Genomic DNA, 20918 nt, shown 5'->3' on the forward strand with positions numbered 1-20918 from the left:
AGGCGATCAGCCTTCGATGCCGTAATGCGCCAGCATCGCGTCCAGTTGCGGTTCGCGGCCACGGAAGCGTTTGAACAGCTCCATCGGCTCTTCCGACCCGCCGCGCGTCAGAATGTTATCGAGGAACGACTGCCCGGTTTCGCGGTTGAAAATCCCCTCTTCTTCAAAGCGGGAGTAAGCATCTGCCGCCAGCACGTCGGCCCACAGATAGCTGTAGTAACCCGCCGCATAGCCACCGGCAAAAATGTGGCTGAACGCGTGCGGGAAGCGGCCCCAGGTTGGGCCCGGAATAACGGCCACCTGCTTTTTGATTTCTGCCAGGGTTTCGAGGATTTTCGCCCCCTGCTCCGGGCTGAATTCCGCGTGCAGGCGGAAGTCGAACAGGCCGAACTCAAGCTGACGCAGAATAAACAGCGCTGCCTGGTAGTTCTTCGCCGCCAGCATTTTATCCAGCAACTCCTGCGGCAGCGGCTCGCCGGTTTCGTAATGACCGGAGATAAACGCCAGCGCGTCCGGCTCCCAGCACCAGTTTTCCATGAACTGGCTCGGCAGTTCGACCGCATCCCACGGTACCCCGCTGATGCCCGCCACGCCTGCGGCTTCGATGCGCGTCAGCATGTGGTGCAGCCCGTGACCGAACTCATGGAACAGGGTGATCACTTCGTCGTGGGTGAACAGCGCCGGTTTGCCTGCCACCGGGCGGTTAAAGTTACAGGTCAGATAGGCGACCGGTTTTTGCAGCGAGCCGTCAGCTTTACGCATTTGACCGACGCAATCATCCATCCACGCCCCGCCGCGCTTGTTCTCGCGGGCGTACAGATCGAGATAGAAACTGCCGCGCAGTTCGTTGTTCTCGTCGAACAGATCGAAGAAACGCACATCCGGGTGGTAGACATCCACATCAGTACGCTCTTTCGCGGTGATGCCATAAATGCGCTTAACCACTTCGAACAGGCCATTAACCGCTTTGTTCTCCGGGAAATAAGGGCGAAGCTGCTCATCGCTGATGCTGTACAGGTGCTGTTTCTGTTTTTCGCTGTAGTAAGCGATATCCCACGGCTGAAGTTCATCCACGCCAAATTCAGCTTTGGCAAAGGCGCGCAGTTGCGCCAGCTCTTTTTCACCCTGCGGGCGGGCACGTTTTGCCAGATCGGTTAAAAATTCCAGCACCTGATCCGGGCTTTCGGCCATTTTGGTGGCCAGCGATTTGTGCGCGTAGTTATTAAAGCCCAGCAGTTGCGCCAGTTCGTGACGCAGCGCGAGGATCTCCGCCATCACCGGGCTGTTGTCCCATTTACCGGCATTCGGCCCCTGATCGGACGCGCGGGTGCTGTAGGCGCGGTACATCTCTTCACGCAGCGCCTGGTTATCGCAGTAAGTCATCACCGGCAGATAGCTTGGGATATCCAGCGTTAACAGCCAGCCTTCCTGCTCTTTGGCCTGTGCCTGAGCCTGGGCCTGCGCCAGTGCGCTTTCCGGCATGCCGGACAGTTCAGATTCGTCAGTGATGAGCTTGCTCCAGCCCATCGTGGCATCGAGCACGTTGTTGCTGTAGGTCGATCCCAGTTCAGACAGGCGAGCGGCAATTTCACCGTAGCGCTTTTGTTTCTCTTTCGGCAGACCAATGCCGGAGAGTTCAAAATCACGCAGCGCGTTATCCACGGCTTTTTTCTTCGCGATATCCAGCGCGGCATACGCCTCGCCATCGCGCAGATTGCGGTAAGCCTGATACAGCCCTTCGTGCTGCCCAACCCAGGTGCTGTATTCGGACAGCAGCGGCAGCGTCTGCTCGTAGGCTTCGCGCAATTCCGGGCTGTTCTGCACCGAGTTCAGGTGGCTGACCGGGGAGAACAGGCGGCCTAAACGGTCGTCCACTTCCGCCAGCGGCTGGCAAAGATTATCCCAGGAATAAGGCGCGCCCTGCGCCACTACCTGCTCGACCGCTTCACGACAATCGGCCAGCGCTTTCGTCACCGCCGGTACGACATGTTCAGGTTTGATATGGGAAAACGGCGGTAATTCGAAAGGCGTCAGTAATGGATTGGTCATAAGCGCTGTCCTGTTCAATAAAATTATTAAGCGCGTTGAGCGCTTTTTCCGATAAGGTCTGGTATGGGGTTGAGTGTAGTTAATTTCAATGCCGGGCGTTGCGCTTTCGCGGTGGCGGGCACTTTTCGGTATACTGTCGTACATACCCTCTTCAGGCCATTGGAACGCGCTACATGCTCAGTTATCGTCACAGTTTTCACGCCGGCAACCATGCCGACGTCCTCAAACACACCGTTCAAAGCCTGATCATTGAATCATTAAAAGAGAAAGAAAAACCGTTTCTTTATCTTGATACCCACGCGGGTGCGGGCCGTTACCAGCTTGCCAGCGAACACGCCGAGCGCACCGGAGAATATCTGGAAGGAATCGCCCGCATCTGGCAGCAGGACGATCTCCCGGCGGAGCTGGAATCTTATATCACGGTGCTCAAGCACTTTAACCGCAGCGGCACGTTGCGCTACTACCCTGGCTCGCCGCTCATCGCCCGCCAGTTGCTGCGCGAGCAGGATAGTCTGCAACTCACCGAGCTGCACCCGAGCGATTTCCCGCTGCTGCGCTCTGAGTTCCAGAAAGACGACCGTGCCACAGTCGCGCGCGCTGACGGCTACCAGCAGCTTAAGTCCAAACTGCCGCCGGTATCACGCCGTGGCCTGATCCTCATCGACCCGCCGTACGAAATCAAAAGTGACTATCAGGCGGTGGTGCAGGGGATCGCTGAAGGCTACAAACGCTTTGCCACCGGCACCTATGCGCTGTGGTATCCGGTCGTGCTGCGTACGCAAATCAAACGTATGTTGAAGGAACTTGAAGCCACCGGCATCCGCCGCATTCTGCAAATTGAGCTGGCGGTACGCCCGGACAGCGATCAGCGCGGCATGACCGCGTCCGGCATGATTGTGATTAATCCGCCGTGGAAGCTGGAGCAACAGATGCAAAACGTGCTGCCATGGCTGCACAAAAAACTGGTGCCAGCCGGCACGGGCCATGCGCTGGTGAACTGGGTAGTGCCAGAGTAATCACACCCATTGGTGGAACCTTTTAAATCGCGGGCTACAATGCCCAAAAATGCGATTCACTTAAGGAACGGTCATGACAAAGCATTATGATTATCTCGCCATCGGCGGCGGCAGCGGCGGTATCGCCTCTATTAATCGCGCGGCGATGTACGGCCAGAAGTGCGCCCTGATTGAAGCCAAAGAACTGGGCGGTACCTGCGTTAACGTCGGCTGCGTCCCGAAAAAGGTGATGTGGCATGCGGCGCAAATCGCCGAAGCGATTCATCTTTACGGCCCGGACTACGGTTTTGACACCACCGTTAACAAATTCGACTGGAGCAAGCTGGTCGCCAGCCGCACCGCCTACATCGACCGCATTCACACCTCGTACGAGAACGTGTTCAACAAGAATAACGTTGATGTGATCCGTGGCTTCGCCCGCTTTGTGGACGCAAAAACCGTGGAAGTGAACGGTGAGACGATCACCGCCGATCACATTCTGATCGCCACCGGCGGTCGTCCGAGCCGCCCGAGTATTCCTGGCGCGGAATATGGCATCAACTCCGACGGTTTCTTTGAGCTTTCAGCGCTGCCGAAGCGTGTAGCAGTGGTGGGCGCAGGCTACATCGCCGTGGAACTGGCAGGCGTGGTCAACGGCCTGGGAGCCGAAACGCATCTGCTGGTGCGTCAACACGCGCCGCTGCGCACCTTTGACCCGATGCTCACCGAAACGCTGGTGGAAGCGATGGCAGCCGATGGCCCGACGCTTCACACCCATGCGATACCGAAAAGCGTGGAAAAAAATGCTGACGGTAGCCTGTTGCTGACCCTGGAAGATGGTCGCAGCCTGACCGTGGATTGCCTGATCTGGGCGATTGGCCGCGAGCCATCGAACGACAATTTCAACCTGGCAGTCACAGGAGTGAAAACCAATGAAAAAGGCTACATCGTCGTCGATAAATTCCAGAACACCAGCGTGGAAGGCATTTACGCGGTGGGTGATAACACCGGCGCGGTAGAACTCACCCCTGTCGCGGTCGCCGCAGGCCGTCGCCTCTCCGAGCGTCTGTTTAACAACAAGCCGGATGAGCATCTGGATTACAGCAACATCCCTACCGTGGTCTTCAGCCATCCGCCAATCGGCACCGTGGGCCTGACCGAACCGCAGGCGCGCGAGCAGTATGGCGACGACGCAGTGAAAGTGTATAAATCGTCCTTCACCGCGATGTACACCGCCGTCACCTCCCATCGCCAGCCCTGCCGCATGAAGCTGGTCTGCATGGGTGAAGACGAAAAAATCGTCGGCATTCACGGCATCGGTTTTGGTATGGATGAGATCCTGCAAGGCTTCGCCGTGGCGCTGAAAATGGGCGCAACGAAAAAGGACTTTGATAACACCGTGGCGATCCACCCCACCGGCGCGGAAGAATTTGTCACCATGCGCTAACGCTGAAAAACTGGCCGTAACAGGCCAGTTTTTTCTCCCCTGCACCGCTTAACGTCGAATAACGTGTTTCACGATGTATTTATTGGTGTTCTGATAAATATCTGACAAATCGACAATCTTGTTATCCTGCGAATAACTCACCGACTGCACGCGCAGTAATAAAGATCCCGCAGGCACCTGCAACAATTCCGCCTGTTCTTTCGTCGCCTGCACCGGGGTATAACTGCGGTGGCTTTCAAGAATGGTGATATTGCACTCCTTGCGAAAGTAATTGAATTTCGATTGCTCCATATTGCCGATGCTAAGCCAGGGGAAAGGCGCGACAGGGATATAACTGTTTTCAATCAGGATAGGAATGTCATCAATAATGCGAATGCGCCGGATGTAATAGACCTTCTCGCCAGGTTCTATTTTGAGCTGCTGCGCAATGGCCAGCGGCGCATCAAGCATAGAGAATTCAATCACTTTGTTAACATAATTGGTGACGCCCACCACGTTCATCTGGTAGTTAAAACCGTCCAGTTCCCCGCCGTGATAGTTTATTTTACGCGCCACAAACGAACCGCTGCCGTGACGCTTAATGATGAGTTTTTCGCTCTCAAGCAGCGCCAGCGCTTTTCTCACCGTCATCACTGAAACCTGCAACTCCTGCGCCAGCGCCTTCTCGCTCGGGAGAATATCGCCGATCTCATACTCCTCACTGTTGATACGCACTTTTATCTGATCGGCAATGGTTTTATATATCACTTCTAGATCTCTCGCTGTCTGATTTGACGGTGAAGAATTATCTCAACTCGATGTAATTGCTATATTTTTTATCAACACCCCACGCATAATAGATAACTCATACATGAAGTTACGCAAATTTATATATTTCTTTGCACCGTGATTATATGACTTATATCACAAATGCTCTCTTTTCGGGTCTGTATGAAAATCCCCGCCACGTAAGATGATTCTAATGTTCAGGTTTTTCTGCAAGCAATCTGCAAGAAACGAGGGTGTGTCAGATGGCCGTATTAAAAAAATTACAGGACTTCTCGAAAGCAATGATCGGTCCGGTGCTTTATCTGCCGGTAGTGGGTCTTTTAATTGCCTTATTTAGCATGGCAACCAATAAATTGTGGGTAGCAGAAAGCAGTACGCTCTATCTCATCGGCAAATATGCCTCCAGCATGCTGTGGGCAATAATGAATAACCTGGGCTTTTTCTTTTGCCTGGGACTCGCCAGTGGGCTTGCCAGAACCCGAAAAGCAGAAGCCTCTTTTGTCGCCGCGATGTCTTATTTCATGTATCTGGCAGGAAATAATAGCTGGTTAACCCTGACCCAGCGCCTGGCGGAAGGGGCCACTAACGCGGAACTTTACGGCAGCGGGCAGATCTTTATTTTTGGCTTTAAAGTCGTTGATATCGGCGTCTTTTTAGGGATTATTTTAGGTGCGCTGGTCGCCTTTATTCATAACCGGTTCGTTAATACCGAATTTCGCGGGGCCTTCTCGATTTACGGCAACAGCAAGCTGGTGCTGATTATTATGATCCCCGTGGTGGCTGTGCTGGCCGTGGCGACCGTCTATATCTGGCCGGTGGTGGCGCACGGAATTTCGGCGCTGACGACGTTTATGAAAACGTTCGGCTCCCTCGGCGTATTTCTGTACGGCTTTCTTAATCGCTTTTTAATTCCGACGGGGTTACATCATCTGATCTGGTCGCCGTTTGTCTTTACCTCCATCGGCGGGCAACTGCTGGTTGACGGGCAGACGGTGATCGGCGCGAAGCCCATTTTTCTGGCAGAAATCGCCAACAATGCCGGCGGTGCGTTAAGCGATTCGGCGCGATTCCTGACCTATGGCATGGTGAAGATTTTCGGTACTGCCGGGATGGCGCTGGCGTTTTATAAAACCGCACGTCCTGAACTGAAGCCCCGGTTAAAAGCGGCGTTAATTCCGCTGATTGTGACCTCGTTTTTGGTCGGCATTACCGAACCCTTCGAGTTCTTATTTATTTTCACCGCACCGCTGCTGTGGCTGATTTATTCCTTACTCGATGGTTTCTTTCAAATGCTGGCGTGGATGCTCAATGTCCGGGTCTGCGCAACAAACGGCATCATCGATTTTATTGTCTACAACATTCCGGCAGGTGCCGGGCGAACTCAGTGGCCGCTGTTCGTGCTGCTGGGGCTTATTGAAACCCTGACGATGTACGTTGTCGGTAAATTTGTTATCACCCGATTTAATATGGCGACGCCAGGACGCAACGCAGACGACACGCCTGACGAAGAAAAAGCCCATCCACAGCCTCTCGCAAATAATCAATTAGGTGAGAACGTCATCAAAGGGCTGGGTGGCCGGGACAATATTATCTCCGTCGATAATTGTTTTACCCGATTGCGTGTTGATGTGCATAGCCCGGAATTAGTGCAGGAAGCATTACTGAAACAAACCGGCGGCACCGGCGTATTAATCAAAGGAAATCACATTCAGGTTATTTACGGCTTAAGCGTGAACAAAGTCAGAAATAACGTCAATACGGCTTTAGGTATCAATGAATAAAGAGGTGGCAAGTGAAAGATAAATTTATCGTGACCATTGCAGGCGGTGGTAGCACCTATACGCCGGGTATCGTGCTGATGCTGCTGGAAAATATGAACCGCTTTCCTATCAGTGAAATTCGGCTGTATGACAATAACGCCGAACGGCAGAGCGTGCTGGGCGAAGCCTGTCAGATCATGGTCAACGAGCGTCATCCTGAAGTGGCGTTCAGCTACACCACCGACCCGCAGGCGGCATTTACCGATGTCGATTTCGTCATGGCGCACATTCGCGTTGGCCTTTACGAGATGCGTGAAAAGGATGAAAAAATCCCGCTGAAATATGGCGTCGTGGGCCAGGAAACCTGCGGGCCTGGCGGCATCGCCTACGGTATGCGATCCATTGCGGGCGTGCTGGAACTGGTCGATTACATGGAGCAATACTCGCCGAACGCCTGGATGCTCAACTATTCCAACCCGGCGGCCATTGTCGCTGAAGCGACCCGACGCTTACGCCCGACCTCGAAAATCATCAATATCTGCGATATGCCGGTGGCTATTGAAGGGATCTTCGCCGATATCCTCGGCCTGGCATCACGTAAAGAGATGAACGTCCGCTATTACGGTCTGAATCATTTTGGCTGGTGGACGAGCATCACCGACAAGGCCGGAAACGATCTTATGCCCGCGCTGAAACAGCATGTCGCTGAACAGGGTTACTGTAGCCCGGCGGAAGACTTTCAGCACAAAGCGCCGAGCTGGATTGAGACCTTCAGAAAAGCGAAAGATCTCTTTGCCCTTGATCCACAGACGCTGCCCAATACCTATCTGAAATACTATTTTTACCCGGATTATGTGGTCGAACACTCCAATCCGAACCATACCCGCGCCAATGAGATCGTCATCGGCCGGGAAAAAGAGGTGTTCGACATGGCCCGGCACATTGTGGAACGTGAAAGCGCCCGCGAAGCCCATTTCCATGCGGGTGCCCATGCAACCTTTATCGTGGATCTGGCCTGTGCGATTGCTTTTAACACGCAGGAAAGAATGCTGCTGATTGTGGAAAACAACGGGGCGATTGCGAATTTTGACGAAACCGCGATGGTGGAAGTCCCCTGCCTGGTCGGGGCTAACGGGCCGGAACCGCTGGCAATGGGCCGAATCCCGACGTTCCAGAAAGGGTTGATGGAACAGCAGGTGGCGGTCGAAAAACTGGTTGTGGAAGCCTGGATTGAAGGCAGTTATCAGAAGCTCTGGCAGGCGCTCACGCTGTCAAAAACCGTGCCCAGCGCCTCGGTTGCAAAAGCGATTCTCGACGATTTAATTGCGGCAAATAAAGACTACTGGCCTGAACTCCATTAATTCCCCCGCCATAATGACCCGGCAGCGTTGCGCCGCCGGGTATTTTCATAAGAACTTACTCAACTTTAATCCCTGAAAAGAGTACGCTTGCTTAATTAGCGTAATTAATAAGGGAAAAAAATGACTCACCAATGGTTAAACGTTATCCATCTGATTGCAGGAATGGTCTGGCTGGGCGGTTTGTTACTGATGGCTGTCGTGGTGGTCGCCTGTTCATTGGGCAAAAATTCGGGCGATAACGCCCTTATCGGCTACGTGCGCCGCTGGAGTCGCAGCGTCACCTCCCCGGCCATGCTGATCCTGTGGGCCTGCGGCATCGCCATGATCGTCAGCCACGGCGGAGGCATTCCCCTGTGGCTTATCATCAAAATTCTTGTGCTGATTTTCCTCTCCGGCCTGCACGGTATGCTCTCAGCCAGCTTGCGCAGACTGGCGGGTGGCGAGACTGCCAGAAGCAATCCGATGGTGCGTCACGCTCCCTATATCATTCTCGTGGCGGCCGCCCTTGTGGTTATTCTGGCGAAAATGGGTCATTTCTTAGGGTAATTTGACTTAAAGAGCCGAAGTCTGCTTCGGCTCTTATTGCAGGCGGGTGAGCAGCGTATGCCCAATATAGTTGCTCCAGTTAAAACTGTTCTGTAGCACGACAACCGCATTCTTATTTTTCTTATCAAAGCCAATGTAACTGGAATAACCGCCGATATAGCCAACCTGATAGGTGATTTTGCTGTCATTAATGCGATCGGTGACCCAGCCAAGGTTTGCCGCTTCCTGCGGGCGCTCAAAATAACTGACGGTGGCGTCCTGGAAGGTTTTATTCAGCCGGGAATTTGCCGTCGGGGTAAAGTGGGCGCGGGCATATTCAATCAAATCGCCTGCGCTGCTGTATAAGCTGGCAGCGGCCATCATATTGTTATTAAAAATCCAGTCCGGCGTTAATTGCCCACGCGGAATGAGTTTCGGCTGATCGCCAGCATGTCCGAGCGCCCGCACGGGATAAGCGCGCAGCGTTGGCGCAATAAAACTGGTGTTTTGTAAATGCAGCGGCTGAAAGAGATATCGCGTCGCCAGCGTTTCGACAGATTCGCCCGTTTTATATTTCAGAATATAGCCAATGAGGGCATAGCCGATATTGGAATAGCGCGGCAGGCGTTCATCGGGTGCCGTAAAATCAGCCATCCAGTCCACGACACGATCGTTATCCAGCCCCTGATAAAAGTTTTCGCCGCTGGAAAAATAGCGCACCACGTTTTCCATGGTGAGTAAATCCATCGGCTGCCGGGGCAGACCGGACGTATGTGTAACCAGATGAAGAAGCGTTATTTTTTGTGCGTCGGCGCTTAAGCGGGTGCCCGGAGGCAGCAACGTCACCAGCGTATCGTTCCAGTGCAGGCGACCTTCGTTAACCAGCGAGGCGACCACTTCAGCGGTAAACCCTTTACTCACCGACCCAAGAGCAAACAGCGTCTGCGGGGTAATCGGATAACGGTGGCGCTCATCCGTCACACCATACTGATAAAATTCTGCCGGGCCACCGTGACGGATCACCGCCACCACCATGCCGGTCACCGCTTTTTTTTGCTGGTAATTCTTAACGATAAGATCAATCGCAGGCTCGCGTCCGCTCTGGCTAAACTGGCTAATCTCTGCGGCAGGCATTGTCATTTGGGAGAGCGTACTATTACCGCAGCCGACTCCTGATGATGATATAATCAAGACGCAAAGTGCGCGCCTAATGGTATCAATGTCCACGTTATTTTCTTATATGAGATGATTCGCAAGGCGTATAATTTGACAGGAATTGAGCTATTAATAAATCGTTGCAAAGTGAATGCTCTGAATTTCGTCATCGGGCCTTTTGCGGCTGTTTCCCACTTCCTGAAAAAATACAAAAAGTTATCTCAACGTCGCCTAAAACCAGACGCTGATAAGTGTGATCCGCCGCACACTTTGCCCTTCAAACGGCGGTATGAATGACTAAGCTTAGTGAATTACCGGGCAATACCCGTCTCTTTTTATGACGCCATCCGGAGGCTGCATCACAATGTTCAACCAGAAACTAAAATTAGATGAATCAGTTGACTTCGTGATCGAAGAAGAAATCCGTTTTGAAAATGATCCTTATGAGCTAAAGCTCAAAGAGATGCTCGAAGCGGAACCAGAGCCGGAGATGATCGAGGGGCTTCCCGCCTCTGATGCACTCACGCCTGCCGATCGTTATCTGGAACTGTTTGAGCACGTCCAGTCCACGCGCCTGTTTGTCGACAGTAAAACCTTTCCCGACTGTGCGCCCAAAATGGACCCGCTCGATATCCTGATTCGCTATCGCCGCATTAAGCGCCGCCAGGATTTTGATTTAGAAAAATTCGTGAAGGCGCATTTCTGGCTGCCTGAGCAGTACGGCAGCGAGTACGTTTCCGATCCTAAAAACTCGCTCAAAGATCACATTGACCAGCTCTGGCCGGTGCTGACACGCGAGCCGCAGGATCACATCCCCTGGTCTTCGCTGCTGGCCCTGCCGCAGGCGTACATCGTGCCGGGCGGACGCTTCAGCGAAACCTACTACTGGGACTCCTACTTCACCATGCTCGGCCTTGCCGAAAGTGGCCGTAACGACCTGCTGAAATGTATGGCCGATAACTTCGCGTGGATGATCGAAAGGTACGGCCACATTCCTAACGGCAACCGTACCTATTACCTGAGCCGCTCGCAGCCGCCGGTGTTTGCGCTGATGGTCGAGCTGTTTGAGGAAGATGGCGTGCGCGGCGCGCGCCGCTATCACGAGCACCTGCTGATGGAGTACGCCTTCTGGATGGACGGCGCGGAATCGCTGGCGCTGAATCAGGCCTACCGCCATGCCGTGCGTATGCCGGACGGTTCTCTGCTCAACCGCTACTGGGATGACCGCGACACACCGCGCGATGAATCCTGGCTGGAAGACGTGGAAACCGCCCGTCACTCCTCGCGCCCTGCGGCGGAGGTTTATCGCGACCTGCGTGCGGGTGCGGCGTCGGGCTGGGACTATTCTTCCCGCTGGCTGCGCGATCCGCATCGCCTCGCCAGCATTCGCACCACCCAGTTTATCCCCATCGATTTGAACGCGTTTCTGTTCAAATTGGAAAGCACCATCGCCAATATTTCCGGCCTGAAGGGTGACCGTGAAGGTGAAGCACTGTTCCGCCAGCGGGCGAGCGATCGCCGGGCGGCGGTCAACCGTTATCTGTGGGATGACGAGAAAGGCTGCTACCGTGACTACGACTGGCGGCGCGGCGAAATGGCGCTGTTTTCGGCGGCCAGTATTGTCCCGCTGTACGTGGGCATGGCGACGCATGAACAGGCCGATCGGCTGGCGCTGGCGGTGCAGGAGCGTCTGCTCACGCCCGGCGGCATCATGGCGACCGAGTATGAAACCGGCGAACAGTGGGACAAGCCGAACGGCTGGTCACCGATTCAGTGGATGGCGATTCAGGGCTTCAAACTCTATGGCAACGATACGCTTGGGGATGAAATCGCCCGAAGCTGGCTGCACACGGTGAACCATTTTTATCAGCAGCACCACAAGCTGATTGAGAAGTACCACATTGCAGGCGGCACACCGCGTGAAGGGGGCGGGGGTGAATACCCGCTCCAGGACGGCTTCGGCTGGACAAACGGCGTGATACGGCGATTAATCGGGCTGTACGGCGAGCCGTAACGAGCGCTGACTGGCCGGGTAGCGCCCCGGCCTGCCTAATCAATCACCTCATAAATGGACGACTGAATAGTCGCCCATTTTTTATTAAACGCAGAGGGCGCGGCGGCGTTACGCTTTTGCGCTTGTTCGGCTTCGTATTGCTGGCGTTTTACCACCGCAGGCGTGGTACAAAACGCGCGCAGATAAGCCTTACGCTGCCCGGTGAGCGGCGCACCGTCCGCCATCGCATGCGTTAAGGTGTTGATAAAACGGCGGCACGGTTTCAGTTCGCTCATTTGCAGCCGATAGCGCAGGAGCAGATCCAGCACGTCCTCATGGTTGGCCGCCATCGCCTCTTCGGTCCAGGAAAGTTTCCAGTCCATCCCGCCCTGCAAAAACCACGTCGCCACGCGGATGTCGTTGCGCCCGATAGCCGAGCGGAAATTACTTTCATCCCAGGTAATCCCCATCCGGGTCAGATTTTCGCGCGCCGAGGGTTTTTCGCGTACCGGGCCTTCCATTTCCACCTGCGGGGGCTGCACCTGCGCCACGGCCGGCGCGGAACTGCCGCTGGTAAAAAGCCACAGACCGCCGCCGAACATCATCAGCACCATTACGCCCACCGCGCCCCAGAGCAGGCCTGACACCAGTTGTTCCTGCTCCTCGCGGCTACGCGGTGCGCGCAGCCCCTGACGCTCAATGTTATCGCGCACTTCAAAAATATCGCCCCCGGTCGCCTTCGCCTTCTTCTGCGCCCATTCCCAGAATCCGTGGAGCTCATCGACCCCTGCCGCCTGTAACGCCGCCGGGCTGGTCTTCGTGCGCCCCTCGTTAAAGGCGCGCTGCACCGCGTCGGTGATCTGCGGGAAATAGTTATCCAGCAGGCTGAGCTGAACAGGCGTCAGCGGGTGCTGAGAAGTCACGGTGTTACGGATCTGGCGAATATCATCGAGGAAAATTTGCAGGGTTTTGCGCGGCTCAACGAACAGCGTCAGCGCCGCCGGATCGTCAAACAGCCCGGCATAATGCTGAGAAAACTCTTTTTTATCGACCAGCAGCAGCGCCAGTTCGCTAAATAGCATGCCGCTTAACACGTCGTTGCGCTCGCCGAGTTTCAGCCAGCGACGTACGCGATCCACGCCAAACTGCGTTTTGAGATGGTTACTCAGGCGCACGCTGTCCGGCCAGGCTTCGTAGACCAGTGAAGCGATCATCAGCTCAATCGCGCGAAGCTGCGCAAGCGCCCGCTGCTGCTGTGTGCCGCCGGGAAGCGCCAGTTCCGTGCTGTAGGTCAGTAGCGGCTGCTTTTGCCGGAGATGTTCCAGCGCGGTCATAAAACGCAGCGCGGTAATCAACTGATCTTCACTCACATCCTGCCCGCTCTCATATTGCGGCACGCGCTGTTGCAGGTGGCGTAATTGCAGGGTGAACTGGGTTAACTCCGCGTCGTTGAGCTTAAGTCGGTGCGCAACCGCGCCCCAACCGCCGAGGCTCAGCCGGGCGTTATCAAGCTGTTCCAGAAACCAGCGCGGATCTTTGCCTTCGCTGACCCGCACCTCCAGAAGCGATAAGATTTCGACAGACGCCTGGCGAATAATGCCAATACACTGCTCGAACTGTTCACGTAATCTTTGCGCTGAATTGTGCATCATAATGTTCCTTTAAGTACAACCAGAAGACGAATATCACGACAACAAAATTTTATTTTTTCTTTTTATTCCGGGCACTTAAAGGATAGTCTGCTTTATGATGAAGTTCAGTGACCGTCGCAATAATACTGGAAGTGATTATGATTGAACTGACCACCGACCGTCTTTACTGCCGCCAGATCCAGTCCACCGACTGGCCGTTTTTCCTGTCGCTTTATGAACATACTGACATCATGCGCTACGTCTCCGACACGCGCTCCCACGCCGACATTCACGACGCGTTTGATAGCCGCTTACCTCTCTGGTCACCGGGAAGCCCGCACTGGCTCTGCCTGATGGTGTTCGATCGCGCAACTCAGCAACCGCTTGGCGTGACGGGCTATATCCACCGCGAAGACGATTGTGCAGAAGTGGGCTTTTTATTTATCCCCCAGGCTCATGGAAAAGGCATTGGCTACGAGTCGCTGCGTGCGGTCTGTGATTACGCCTTTCACGACGGCGGTATCCGGCGAATGATTGCCACGGTCACAGCGGGGAACCACGCCTCAAAGCGGCTGCTGGAGAAAACGGGCTTTGTTCAGGAAGGGGAATTGCGCGAAGCGTTCTGGCTTAACGGGCAGTGGCAAAACGACTGGTTATTTGGCCTGTTGCGCCACGAATATCGCTGATCCAGACGATTCACCCTGTGCAATGGCACACCTTATGCCAGGCTTACGTTATCTCACCGAGCGTAAGGAGTTAGTATGCGGAAAATGATCCTCGCCGCCAGCCTGGCGGCATTATTTACTCTCCCGGCACTTGCCGATGAAAAACCCGGCCTGAACACTGAGGAGAAAGCGCCAACGCCTGCTCACAAACTTGATGACGGTTATCGCGGTATCGAAGATGCGCGCACCATGAACGTTAAGCAGGCAAAAGAGATGCATGACGGTGCCTCTATTTCGCTGCGCGGTAATTTGATTGAGAAGAAAGGCGAAGATATTTATACCTTCCGCGATAAATCAGGCCAGATGGACGCTTATATCCCGATGGCGATATTTGACGGTAAAAATGTCACCCCGGATGAACTGGTCGGTATCAGCGGCTCGCTGGACGCGAAACAAAAACCGATGCGGATAAAAGTCACGCATTTTCAGAAGCAGTAAATAAATGTGGCCTAGCCCTAATGCCAGTCAGTTAAGCAACTGACTGGCTTTTTTATTCACACTGTATCAATTGCGGTATTCGACCTGATGCTGCTCTCTGAAATGTCATTAGAGCAGACGCATCATTAGACCACAGGATACTGAGAAGCGCAGCTGATTCGGCCAGTAGACGTTTCAGCGCACCTGCCATCTTTATCATCTGATACCGCACCAGATTGTAACGTCTGCGTACGTTCAGGATGACCATCGCCCGGACAAAAGGGAAACTGTGGGGAAATAACCAGAATAGTCTAATAAACAGCCAAAAGAGCTTTGTAGAATGTACAGAAGCGGTGGGTATACCATAAGAGATCTGGCCGAACTATTTTCAGTTTCGCGCCTCACTGTCTACCAATGCTATCTTGTGGGGAAAAATGAAAAATTGGATCTAATGAAAATAAACAAGGAGCGGTTATGTATAACAATGAAGTCATCAATTACCTACAGGCCAACAGGATTCTCGCATTAAAGCTCGACCATGCAGTTTCTGCCGTCGGTCACCAGGTCACAAATCAAGTTGAAATTTTAGGAGAGGGTACTACCCGCCTGCTGTATTATACGTCCTGTTTTACTGATGAATATAACGATGTTTGCCAGCAGCAAAAGGCGGAAGATCTGCGCTTCAGGAATGCTGTTATTCGCATTATCCAGCATGGTGACGTTGTCTACGAAATGCTTCGGATCTACTTTGAGGAAATATTAAAATACAAAACTAATGCTCAATTAGAGCATATTAAAAAAGCGCTTATGGGCGTGAATATCCATATTGCTGCCAGCACGCTTACAAGTGCGGGGTACGCTTTAGCGGTCGCTACCAGCGTCCGTATTGGATTGAATCTAAGTGTGCAACTTAGTGCCCTTACGGGACGAGTATCGGGTACGGTTGCAGGGGTTGTGGCTACATATGGTCTGGTTCAAAAAGCGGCGAATAGCGCTCATCGTTTATACGTCCAATACCCGGCCTATTACTCAGCACTTTACATGCAACAACTGGAAATGATGTATTTCTTGATTGAACCGGTATTCGAGCGTGCGGGCGCAATGGAAGCGCAATGGTCGTCTGATTCCGATATAGCAAACATCATCAACCGGATGATCCGATAATCATGATTCAATCACTAAAGAAATTTCTATTATGGCAACTCAGGTTTTTATCATCGCTTTACGGGCCTGTCATTCTCACGGTTATTTTCGCACTGCTTCAGGGGTATTTTTTTCCGGACAGCCCTGTCTGGCCTATAGGCGTATTCGCCATATTTATGATTGTTATTTTTACGCGTTACTGTAAATGGTGAAACGCCCGATTTCATCAAAGGCAAAACCTACCCTTACGGCGAATGGTAAAACGTTCAGGTATCCTTTAACGGCTCTGCTCTTTGACAGAGCCGTCATGCTTTACCTGTTACAAAAACATCCCGCCCGAGACTTCCACGCGCTGCGCGTTCATCCAGCCGAGTTCGTCGCTTAACAGCGCGGCGATGGCGTCACCAATATCATCCGGCAGACCGACGCGGCCCAGTGCGGTTTGCGAGGCGATAAACTGATTCATTTCGGCATTATCGCGCACGCGACCGCCGCCAAAATCGGTTTCGATCGCGCCGGGGGCGATGATGTTGGCGGAAATCCCACGCGCGCCCAACTCTTTTGCCTGATAGCGGGTTAACACTTCCATCGCTCCTTTCATCGCCGCATAGGTACCGGAGCCTGGGATAGCAAAGCGGGCAAGGCCCGAGGAGACGTTCAGAATGCGCCCGCCGTCGTTCATCAGCGGCAGCAGGCGCTGCGTGAGAAAGAACGGACCTTTGAGATGGATGTTCAGCATCTGGTCAAACTGCGCTTCGGTGGTGTCCGTAAACGCGGCGTGTAAACCCACACCCGCATTGTTTAATAAATAATCAAACTTATCCCGACCCCAGACGCTATTAAGCTGGTTTTGCACTTCCTGAGCGAAAGATTCAAAGCCGCGGGTGTCGCTGACATCCAGCTGCAACGCCACGGCTTTCGCGCCTTTGCGCTCAATTTCTGCCACCACGTCGGCGGCATCCTGGGCGTTGCTGTTCCAGGTCAGAATAATATCCGTTCCCTTCGCCGCCAGCTTCAGCGCCGCGTTTTTTCCCAGTCCACGGCTGCCGCCGGTCACTAATGCGATACGTTGTGTCATAAGAAACCTCATTTCTGTCGGTGTGGAGATTGAGAAGCAGCTTATTAGGTGATAGAAAATCAATAAAGACCGCCCGGTGCGCTTCACTGTTTCATCTTTGACAACAATAGGGGTTAAGGTTGGATAAAGTTTATGCAATGCAACTGTTTGTTCGCGTGGCAGAATTAGAAAGTTTTACCCGCGCGGCAGACTCACTTGGCCTGCCAAAAGGCAGCGTGTCGCGCCAGATCCAGGCGCTGGAAAACCATCTTGGCACGCAATTACTCCACCGCACTACCCGCCGCGTTCAGCTCACTCAGGACGGCATGGTCTATTACGAGCGGGCAAAAGATCTGCTGATTAACCTTGATGAACTCGATGGTTTATTTTTGCACGATCCTTCGACGCTCAGCGGGCGACTGCGCGTCGATATGCCCGTCGGCGTGGCGAAGAATCTGGTGATCCCCCGCCTGCCCGCCTTTGTGCAGCAGTACCCCGGCATTGAGCTGGAACTGAGCAGCAGCGACCGGCTGGTGGATGTGATCCGCGAAGGGTTCGACTGTGTGGTGCGCGTCGGCACGCTAAAAGACTCAGGGCTGATCGCCCGCCCGCTGGGGCAACTGTCGGTGATTAACTGCGCCAGCCCCGATTATCTGGCGCGTTTTGGTTATCCGGAAACCCTGGACGATCTCTCCTCACATGCCGTGGTGCACTATGCGGTAAATCTCGGCGTGCGCCCGCAGGGGTTTGAGTTGTACCGAGATAACGCCACCCAGTGGGTGAAAACCGGCGGAATTTTAACGGTCAACAGTACCGAAACCTACCACGCCGCCTGCCTTGCCGGACTGGGGATTATCCAGGTGCCGCGCATCGGCGTGCGTGACGCGCTGCGCGCCGGCAAGCTGATTGAAATCCTGCCGCAATACCGCGCCCGGCCAATGCCCGTCTCGCTGATTTACCCGCACCGCCGTAACCTCTCACGCCGGGTGCATCTGTTCATGGAGTGGTTGTCGGGGGTGATGAAGGCCTACGTTGATGCATGACCGTCTATAATTGGCTGTACATCACGCCAAAAGAAAAGGAACACGGCCCCCGATGACAGCGGAAAATAACGAGAAGCGACCGACCCAGGATCTGGATTATGAACCGGTCAAAAAAGTAGAAACGGCGACACCGCCTGAGCCAAAACCTGAAGAAAACCACGAGTCGGGCGGAGCCATCGAAACGGTGAAAGAGACGGCGGAGAAGATCCAGCGCCGCCCGATGGTTGCCCACATTATCCGCGCCGCAGAGCGCTTTAATGACCGCATGGGAAATCAGTTTGGCGCAGCCATTACCTATTTCTCGTTCCTGTCGATGATCCCCATTCTGATGGTCTCCTTCGCCGCCGCGGGGTTTATCCTGGTGTCGCACCCCACGCTTTTGCAGGACATCTTCAATAACATTCTGAACAGCGTCAGCGATCCGACGCTGGCCCGCACCCTGAACAGCACCGTGAACATTGCCGTACAGCAGCGTACCACGGTGGGACTGGTTGGGCTGGTGGTGGCGCTCTATTCCGGGATTAACTGGATGGGCAACTTACGTGAGGCGATCCGTGCCCAGTCGCGTGACGTCTGGGAGCGTACCGCCCAGGACGAAGAAAAGTTCTGGGTAAAATACCTCCGTGATTTTGTCTCGCTGATTGGCCTGCTGGTGGCGCTGATCATTACGCTGTCGATCACCTCGATTGCCGGTTCCGCGCAGGAGATGATTATTTCAGCGCTGTATCTGGATTACATCGGCTGGCTGAAACCGGTCTGGCATTTGATTGGCCTCGCCATTTCAATCGCCGCCAACTTCCTGCTGTTCTTCTGGATTTTCTGGCGCTTGCCGCGCCATCGCCCGCGCAAAAAAGCGCTGATCCGCGGCACGCTGATCGCCGCCATCGGCTTCGAGGTGATCAAGATCATCATGACCTACACCCTGCCGTCGCTGGTCACTTCGCCTTCCGGTGCAGCCTTTGGTTCGGTGCTCGGCATCATGGCGTTCTTCTATTTCTTTGCACGCTTAACCCTGTTTTGCGCCGCGTGGATCGCCACCGCCGAGTATAAAGATGACCCGAAAATGCCGGGCAAATCACACCGTTAATCATCTGTCGGGCTGATAATTTCAGCCCAATTCATCATTTCAGCATGAAAAACCAGCCCGTAACTTTTATTTAACCGAAAACCAGTTTTATATGCTGATTATAAAATTCTGTGAAGCATTTCATGGAAGATAATTAGCAGGCATGAAAATTATCCGCTTTTTGCGCAATTCGTCACCAGCCCGGCGATTTGTTACAGATTGAAATGTCGCTTTTGCTGTGCGTAATATGGTCGTTCGTTCGCCATAAAATAAGAATTTTCTATGCAAGCTACAGCCACAACCCTCGACAATGAGCAGGAAAGCCCACCGGTAAACTCGCGTAATAAAGTCGTCGTCGCCTCCCTGATTGGCACCGCCATCGAGTTCTTCGACTTTTATATTTATGCCACTGCCGCGGTCATCGTCTTTCCGCATATCTTCTTCCCGCAGGGCGATCCGACAGCGGCTACGCTTCAGTCTCTCGCCACCTTCGCGATTGCCTTTATTGCACGTCCGATTGGTTCGGCGGTGTTTGGACACTTCGGCGATCGCGTCGGACGTAAAGCAACGCTGGTCGCATCGCTGCTCACCATGGGGATTTCCACGGTGCTGATCGGCCTGCTGCCAGGGTATGAAACGATTGGTATTTTCGCCCCGCTGCTGCTGGCGCTGGCGCGTTTTGGTCAGGGCCTGGGCCTTGGCGGTGAATGGGGCGGTGCGGCGCTGCTGGCGACGGAAAACGCCCCGGCACGTAAACGCGCGCTGTACGGCTCGTTCCCGCAGCTTGGCGCGCCGATTGGCTTCTTCTTCGCGAATGGTACTTTCCTGCTGCTGTCGTGGCTGCTGACCGACGAGCAGTTCATGAGCTGGGGCTGGCGCGTGCCGTTTATTTTCTCCGCCGTGCTGGTGATTATCGGCCTGTACGTGCGCGTGTCGCTGCATGAATCGCCGGTGTTCGCTAAGGTCGCTGCCGCGAAGAAACAGGTTAAAGTGCCGCTGGGTACACTGTTGACTAAACATCTGCGCGTAACTGTGCTCGGCACCTTTATTATGCTGGCGACTTATACGCTGTTTTACATCATGACCGTTTATTCCATGACCTACAGCACCACGCCGGCTCCGGTGGGCCTCGGCTTGCCGCGTAACGAAGTGCTGTGGATGCTGATGCTGGCGGTGATTGGCTTTGGCATTATGGTGCCGATTGCCGGGCTGCTGGCGGACGCTTACGGTCGTCGTAAGTCGATGATTGTGATCACTTCACTCATTATTATCTTCGCGCTGTTTGTGTTCCAGCCGCTGCTGGGTTCCGGTAATCAGTTGCTGGTGATGGCGTATCTGCTGATTGGCCTGAGCCTGATGGGTCTGACGTTCGGTCCGATGGGCGCGCTGCTGCCCGAACTCTTCCCGACCGAAGTGCGTTACACCGGGGCGTCGTTCTCGTATAACGTGTCGTCGATTCTGGGCGCGTCAGTTGCACCGTATATTGCGGCCTGGCTGACGGCGAATTATGGGCTGTTCTATGTTGGGGTTTACCTGGCGGCGATGGCCGGTCTGACGCTGATTGCGCTGGTGCTGACGCACGAGACGAAGGATCAGTCGCTGTAGTTTCCTTGTCACCCTCACCCTCTCCCTGAGGGAGAGGGGACAGTCCGTGCACAATCCCGCCCCCTCTCCTTTGGGGAAAGGGTCGGGGTGAGGGGATGGTTTGCTCCCTCTCCCCTGGGGAGAGGGCCGGGGTGAGGGGATGGTTTGCTCCCTCTCCCCTGGGGAGAGGGCCGGGGTG

At 54.1% G+C, this 20918-nt stretch carries 18 protein-coding genes and 1 pseudogene; 13 read left to right on the plus strand and 6 right to left on the minus strand.

Going from position 1 to position 20918, the window contains the following annotated elements; genetic code table 11:
• Positions 1–6: 6 nt before the first annotated feature.
• Positions 7–2049 (minus strand): oligopeptidase A, encoded by a 2043-nt coding sequence (prlC, locus tag BM373_RS17555; RefSeq protein WP_090464290.1) that lies wholly within the window; start codon positions 2047–2049, stop codon positions 7–9.
• A 173-nt stretch (positions 2050–2222) separates the two neighbouring features.
• Here prlC and BM373_RS17560 point away from each other — a divergent pair, with 173 nt between their 5' ends.
• Both BM373_RS17560 and gorA read left to right on the plus strand, forming a co-directional pair.
• Complete coding sequence (locus tag BM373_RS17560; protein WP_090464293.1) at positions 2223–3065, plus strand: 23S rRNA (adenine(2030)-N(6))-methyltransferase RlmJ; 843 nt, start codon at positions 2223–2225, stop codon at positions 3063–3065.
• A gap of 73 nt (positions 3066–3138) precedes the next feature.
• Positions 3139–4491: a glutathione-disulfide reductase gene (gene gorA / locus BM373_RS17565; protein WP_090464296.1), complete on the plus strand. Its 1353-nt coding sequence runs from the start codon at positions 3139–3141 to the stop codon at positions 4489–4491.
• Positions 4492–4539: 48 nt separating this feature from the next.
• Here the strand turns inward: gorA and BM373_RS17570 are convergent, their stop codons facing one another.
• Positions 4540–5238: a GntR family transcriptional regulator gene (locus BM373_RS17570; protein ID WP_090464299.1), complete on the minus strand. Its 699-nt coding sequence runs from the start codon at positions 5236–5238 to the stop codon at positions 4540–4542.
• Positions 5239–5501: 263 nt separating this feature from the next.
• Here BM373_RS17570 and BM373_RS17575 point away from each other — a divergent pair, with 263 nt between their 5' ends.
• The 3 genes from BM373_RS17575 to BM373_RS17585 all read left to right on the plus strand — a co-directional run bounded on the left by BM373_RS17575 (position 5502) and on the right by BM373_RS17585 (position 8926).
• The gene (locus tag BM373_RS17575) at positions 5502–7040 is read left to right on the plus strand and encodes a PTS transporter subunit EIIC (protein ID WP_090464301.1); all 1539 of its coding nucleotides are present in this window, start codon (positions 5502–5504) and stop codon (positions 7038–7040) included.
• An 11-nt stretch (positions 7041–7051) separates the two neighbouring features.
• On the plus strand, positions 7052–8380 hold the full coding sequence (locus BM373_RS17580; RefSeq protein WP_090464304.1) for a 6-phospho-alpha-glucosidase: 1329 nt from the start codon (positions 7052–7054) through the stop codon (positions 8378–8380).
• A 120-nt stretch (positions 8381–8500) separates the two neighbouring features.
• A complete protein-coding gene (locus tag BM373_RS17585) occupies positions 8501–8926 on the plus strand; it encodes a CopD family protein (RefSeq protein WP_090464307.1) in 426 nt (141 codons plus the stop codon).
• 33 nt (positions 8927–8959) lie between these two features.
• Here BM373_RS17585 and BM373_RS17590 read toward each other — a convergent pair whose 3' ends face one another.
• Entirely contained in the window at positions 8960–10045 is a 1086-nt protein-coding gene (locus tag BM373_RS17590; protein ID WP_090464310.1) for a serine hydrolase domain-containing protein, read from the minus strand.
• Between the two features lie 379 nt (positions 10046–10424).
• Here BM373_RS17590 and BM373_RS17595 point away from each other — a divergent pair, with 379 nt between their 5' ends.
• Positions 10425–12074, plus strand: a complete 1650-nt coding sequence (locus BM373_RS17595) for an alpha,alpha-trehalase (protein ID WP_090464313.1) — start codon at positions 10425–10427, stop codon at positions 12072–12074.
• Positions 12075–12109: 35 nt separating this feature from the next.
• Here the strand turns inward: BM373_RS17595 and BM373_RS17600 are convergent, their stop codons facing one another.
• A complete protein-coding gene (locus BM373_RS17600; RefSeq protein ID WP_090464316.1) occupies positions 12110–13705 on the minus strand; it encodes an STY4199 family HEPN domain-containing protein in 1596 nt (531 codons plus the stop codon).
• A gap of 137 nt (positions 13706–13842) precedes the next feature.
• On the opposite strand from BM373_RS17600, the gene BM373_RS17605 reads away from it, so the two are divergent.
• Both BM373_RS17605 and BM373_RS17610 read left to right on the plus strand, forming a co-directional pair.
• Positions 13843–14370 carry a GNAT family N-acetyltransferase gene (locus BM373_RS17605; protein WP_090464319.1) on the plus strand — a complete coding sequence of 176 codons (528 nt, stop codon included), beginning with the start codon at positions 13843–13845 and terminating at the stop codon, positions 14368–14370.
• A 75-nt stretch (positions 14371–14445) separates the two neighbouring features.
• A complete protein-coding gene (locus BM373_RS17610) occupies positions 14446–14847 on the plus strand; it encodes a YdeI family stress tolerance OB fold protein (protein WP_090464322.1) in 402 nt (133 codons plus the stop codon).
• Between the two features lie 61 nt (positions 14848–14908).
• Here BM373_RS17610 and BM373_RS22005 read toward each other — a convergent pair.
• Positions 14909–15067 (minus strand): annotated as a pseudogene (locus tag BM373_RS22005) (IS4 family transposase); the annotation flags it as partial.
• A gap of 99 nt (positions 15068–15166) precedes the next feature.
• Between BM373_RS22005 and BM373_RS17615 the strand changes: the two are divergent.
• Together BM373_RS17615 and BM373_RS17620 are read left to right on the plus strand one after the other, a co-directional pair.
• On the plus strand, positions 15167–15355 hold the full coding sequence (locus BM373_RS17615; protein WP_256214680.1) for a helix-turn-helix domain-containing protein: 189 nt from the start codon (positions 15167–15169) through the stop codon (positions 15353–15355).
• Positions 15301–15990 (plus strand): hypothetical protein, encoded by a 690-nt coding sequence (locus BM373_RS17620; protein WP_090464325.1) that lies wholly within the window; start codon positions 15301–15303, stop codon positions 15988–15990. The genes BM373_RS17615 and BM373_RS17620 overlap by 55 nt, the downstream gene beginning before the upstream one ends.
• Positions 15991–16288: 298 nt before the next feature.
• Here the strand turns inward: BM373_RS17620 and BM373_RS17630 are convergent, their stop codons facing one another.
• On the minus strand, positions 16289–17047 hold the full coding sequence (locus tag BM373_RS17630; RefSeq protein WP_090464331.1) for an SDR family NAD(P)-dependent oxidoreductase: 759 nt from the start codon (positions 17045–17047) through the stop codon (positions 16289–16291).
• Positions 17048–17166: 119 nt separating this feature from the next.
• On the opposite strand from BM373_RS17630, the gene BM373_RS17635 reads away from it, so the two are divergent.
• The 3 genes from BM373_RS17635 to BM373_RS17645 all read left to right on the plus strand — a co-directional run bounded on the left by BM373_RS17635 (position 17167) and on the right by BM373_RS17645 (position 20740).
• Entirely contained in the window at positions 17167–18069 is a 903-nt protein-coding gene (locus BM373_RS17635; RefSeq protein ID WP_090464334.1) for a LysR family transcriptional regulator, read from the plus strand.
• A 52-nt stretch (positions 18070–18121) separates the two neighbouring features.
• Positions 18122–19156: an inner membrane protein YhjD gene (gene yhjD / locus BM373_RS17640; RefSeq protein ID WP_090464337.1), complete on the plus strand. Its 1035-nt coding sequence runs from the start codon at positions 18122–18124 to the stop codon at positions 19154–19156.
• Positions 19157–19417: 261 nt separating this feature from the next.
• On the plus strand, positions 19418–20740 hold the full coding sequence (locus BM373_RS17645) for an MFS transporter (RefSeq protein WP_090464340.1): 1323 nt from the start codon (positions 19418–19420) through the stop codon (positions 20738–20740).
• Positions 20741–20918: the final 178 nt, after the last annotated feature.

The organism is Enterobacter sp. kpr-6 (assembly GCF_900116015.1).
Classification (GTDB): Bacteria; Pseudomonadota; Gammaproteobacteria; order Enterobacterales; family Enterobacteriaceae; genus Enterobacter_D.

What these genes read in the sequence shown, in the direction of transcription:
- prlC (WP_090464290.1), bottom strand. Translation starts at nt 2,049, where the DNA reads ATGACCAATCCATTACTGACGCCTTTCGAATTACCGCCGTTTTCCCAT.
- BM373_RS17560 (WP_090464293.1), top strand. Translation starts at nt 2,223, where the DNA reads ATGCTCAGTTATCGTCACAGTTTTCACGCCGGCAACCATGCCGACGTC.
- gorA (WP_090464296.1), top strand. Translation starts at nt 3,139, where the DNA reads ATGACAAAGCATTATGATTATCTCGCCATCGGCGGCGGCAGCGGCGGT.
- BM373_RS17575 (WP_090464301.1), top strand. Translation starts at nt 5,502, where the DNA reads ATGGCCGTATTAAAAAAATTACAGGACTTCTCGAAAGCAATGATCGGT.
- BM373_RS17585 (WP_090464307.1), top strand. Translation starts at nt 8,501, where the DNA reads ATGACTCACCAATGGTTAAACGTTATCCATCTGATTGCAGGAATGGTC.
- BM373_RS17590 (WP_090464310.1), bottom strand. Translation starts at nt 10,045, where the DNA reads ATGACAATGCCTGCCGCAGAGATTAGCCAGTTTAGCCAGAGCGGACGC.
- BM373_RS17595 (WP_090464313.1), top strand. Translation starts at nt 10,425, where the DNA reads ATGTTCAACCAGAAACTAAAATTAGATGAATCAGTTGACTTCGTGATC.
- BM373_RS17600 (WP_090464316.1), bottom strand. Translation starts at nt 13,705, where the DNA reads ATGATGCACAATTCAGCGCAAAGATTACGTGAACAGTTCGAGCAGTGT.
- BM373_RS17605 (WP_090464319.1), top strand. Translation starts at nt 13,843, where the DNA reads ATGATTGAACTGACCACCGACCGTCTTTACTGCCGCCAGATCCAGTCC.
- BM373_RS17610 (WP_090464322.1), top strand. Translation starts at nt 14,446, where the DNA reads ATGCGGAAAATGATCCTCGCCGCCAGCCTGGCGGCATTATTTACTCTC.
- BM373_RS17615 (WP_256214680.1), top strand. Translation starts at nt 15,167, where the DNA reads ATGTACAGAAGCGGTGGGTATACCATAAGAGATCTGGCCGAACTATTT.
- BM373_RS17620 (WP_090464325.1), top strand. Translation starts at nt 15,301, where the DNA reads ATGTATAACAATGAAGTCATCAATTACCTACAGGCCAACAGGATTCTC.
- BM373_RS17630 (WP_090464331.1), bottom strand. Translation starts at nt 17,047, where the DNA reads ATGACACAACGTATCGCATTAGTGACCGGCGGCAGCCGTGGACTGGGA.
- yhjD (WP_090464337.1), top strand. Translation starts at nt 18,122, where the DNA reads ATGACAGCGGAAAATAACGAGAAGCGACCGACCCAGGATCTGGATTAT.
- BM373_RS17645 (WP_090464340.1), top strand. Translation starts at nt 19,418, where the DNA reads ATGCAAGCTACAGCCACAACCCTCGACAATGAGCAGGAAAGCCCACCG.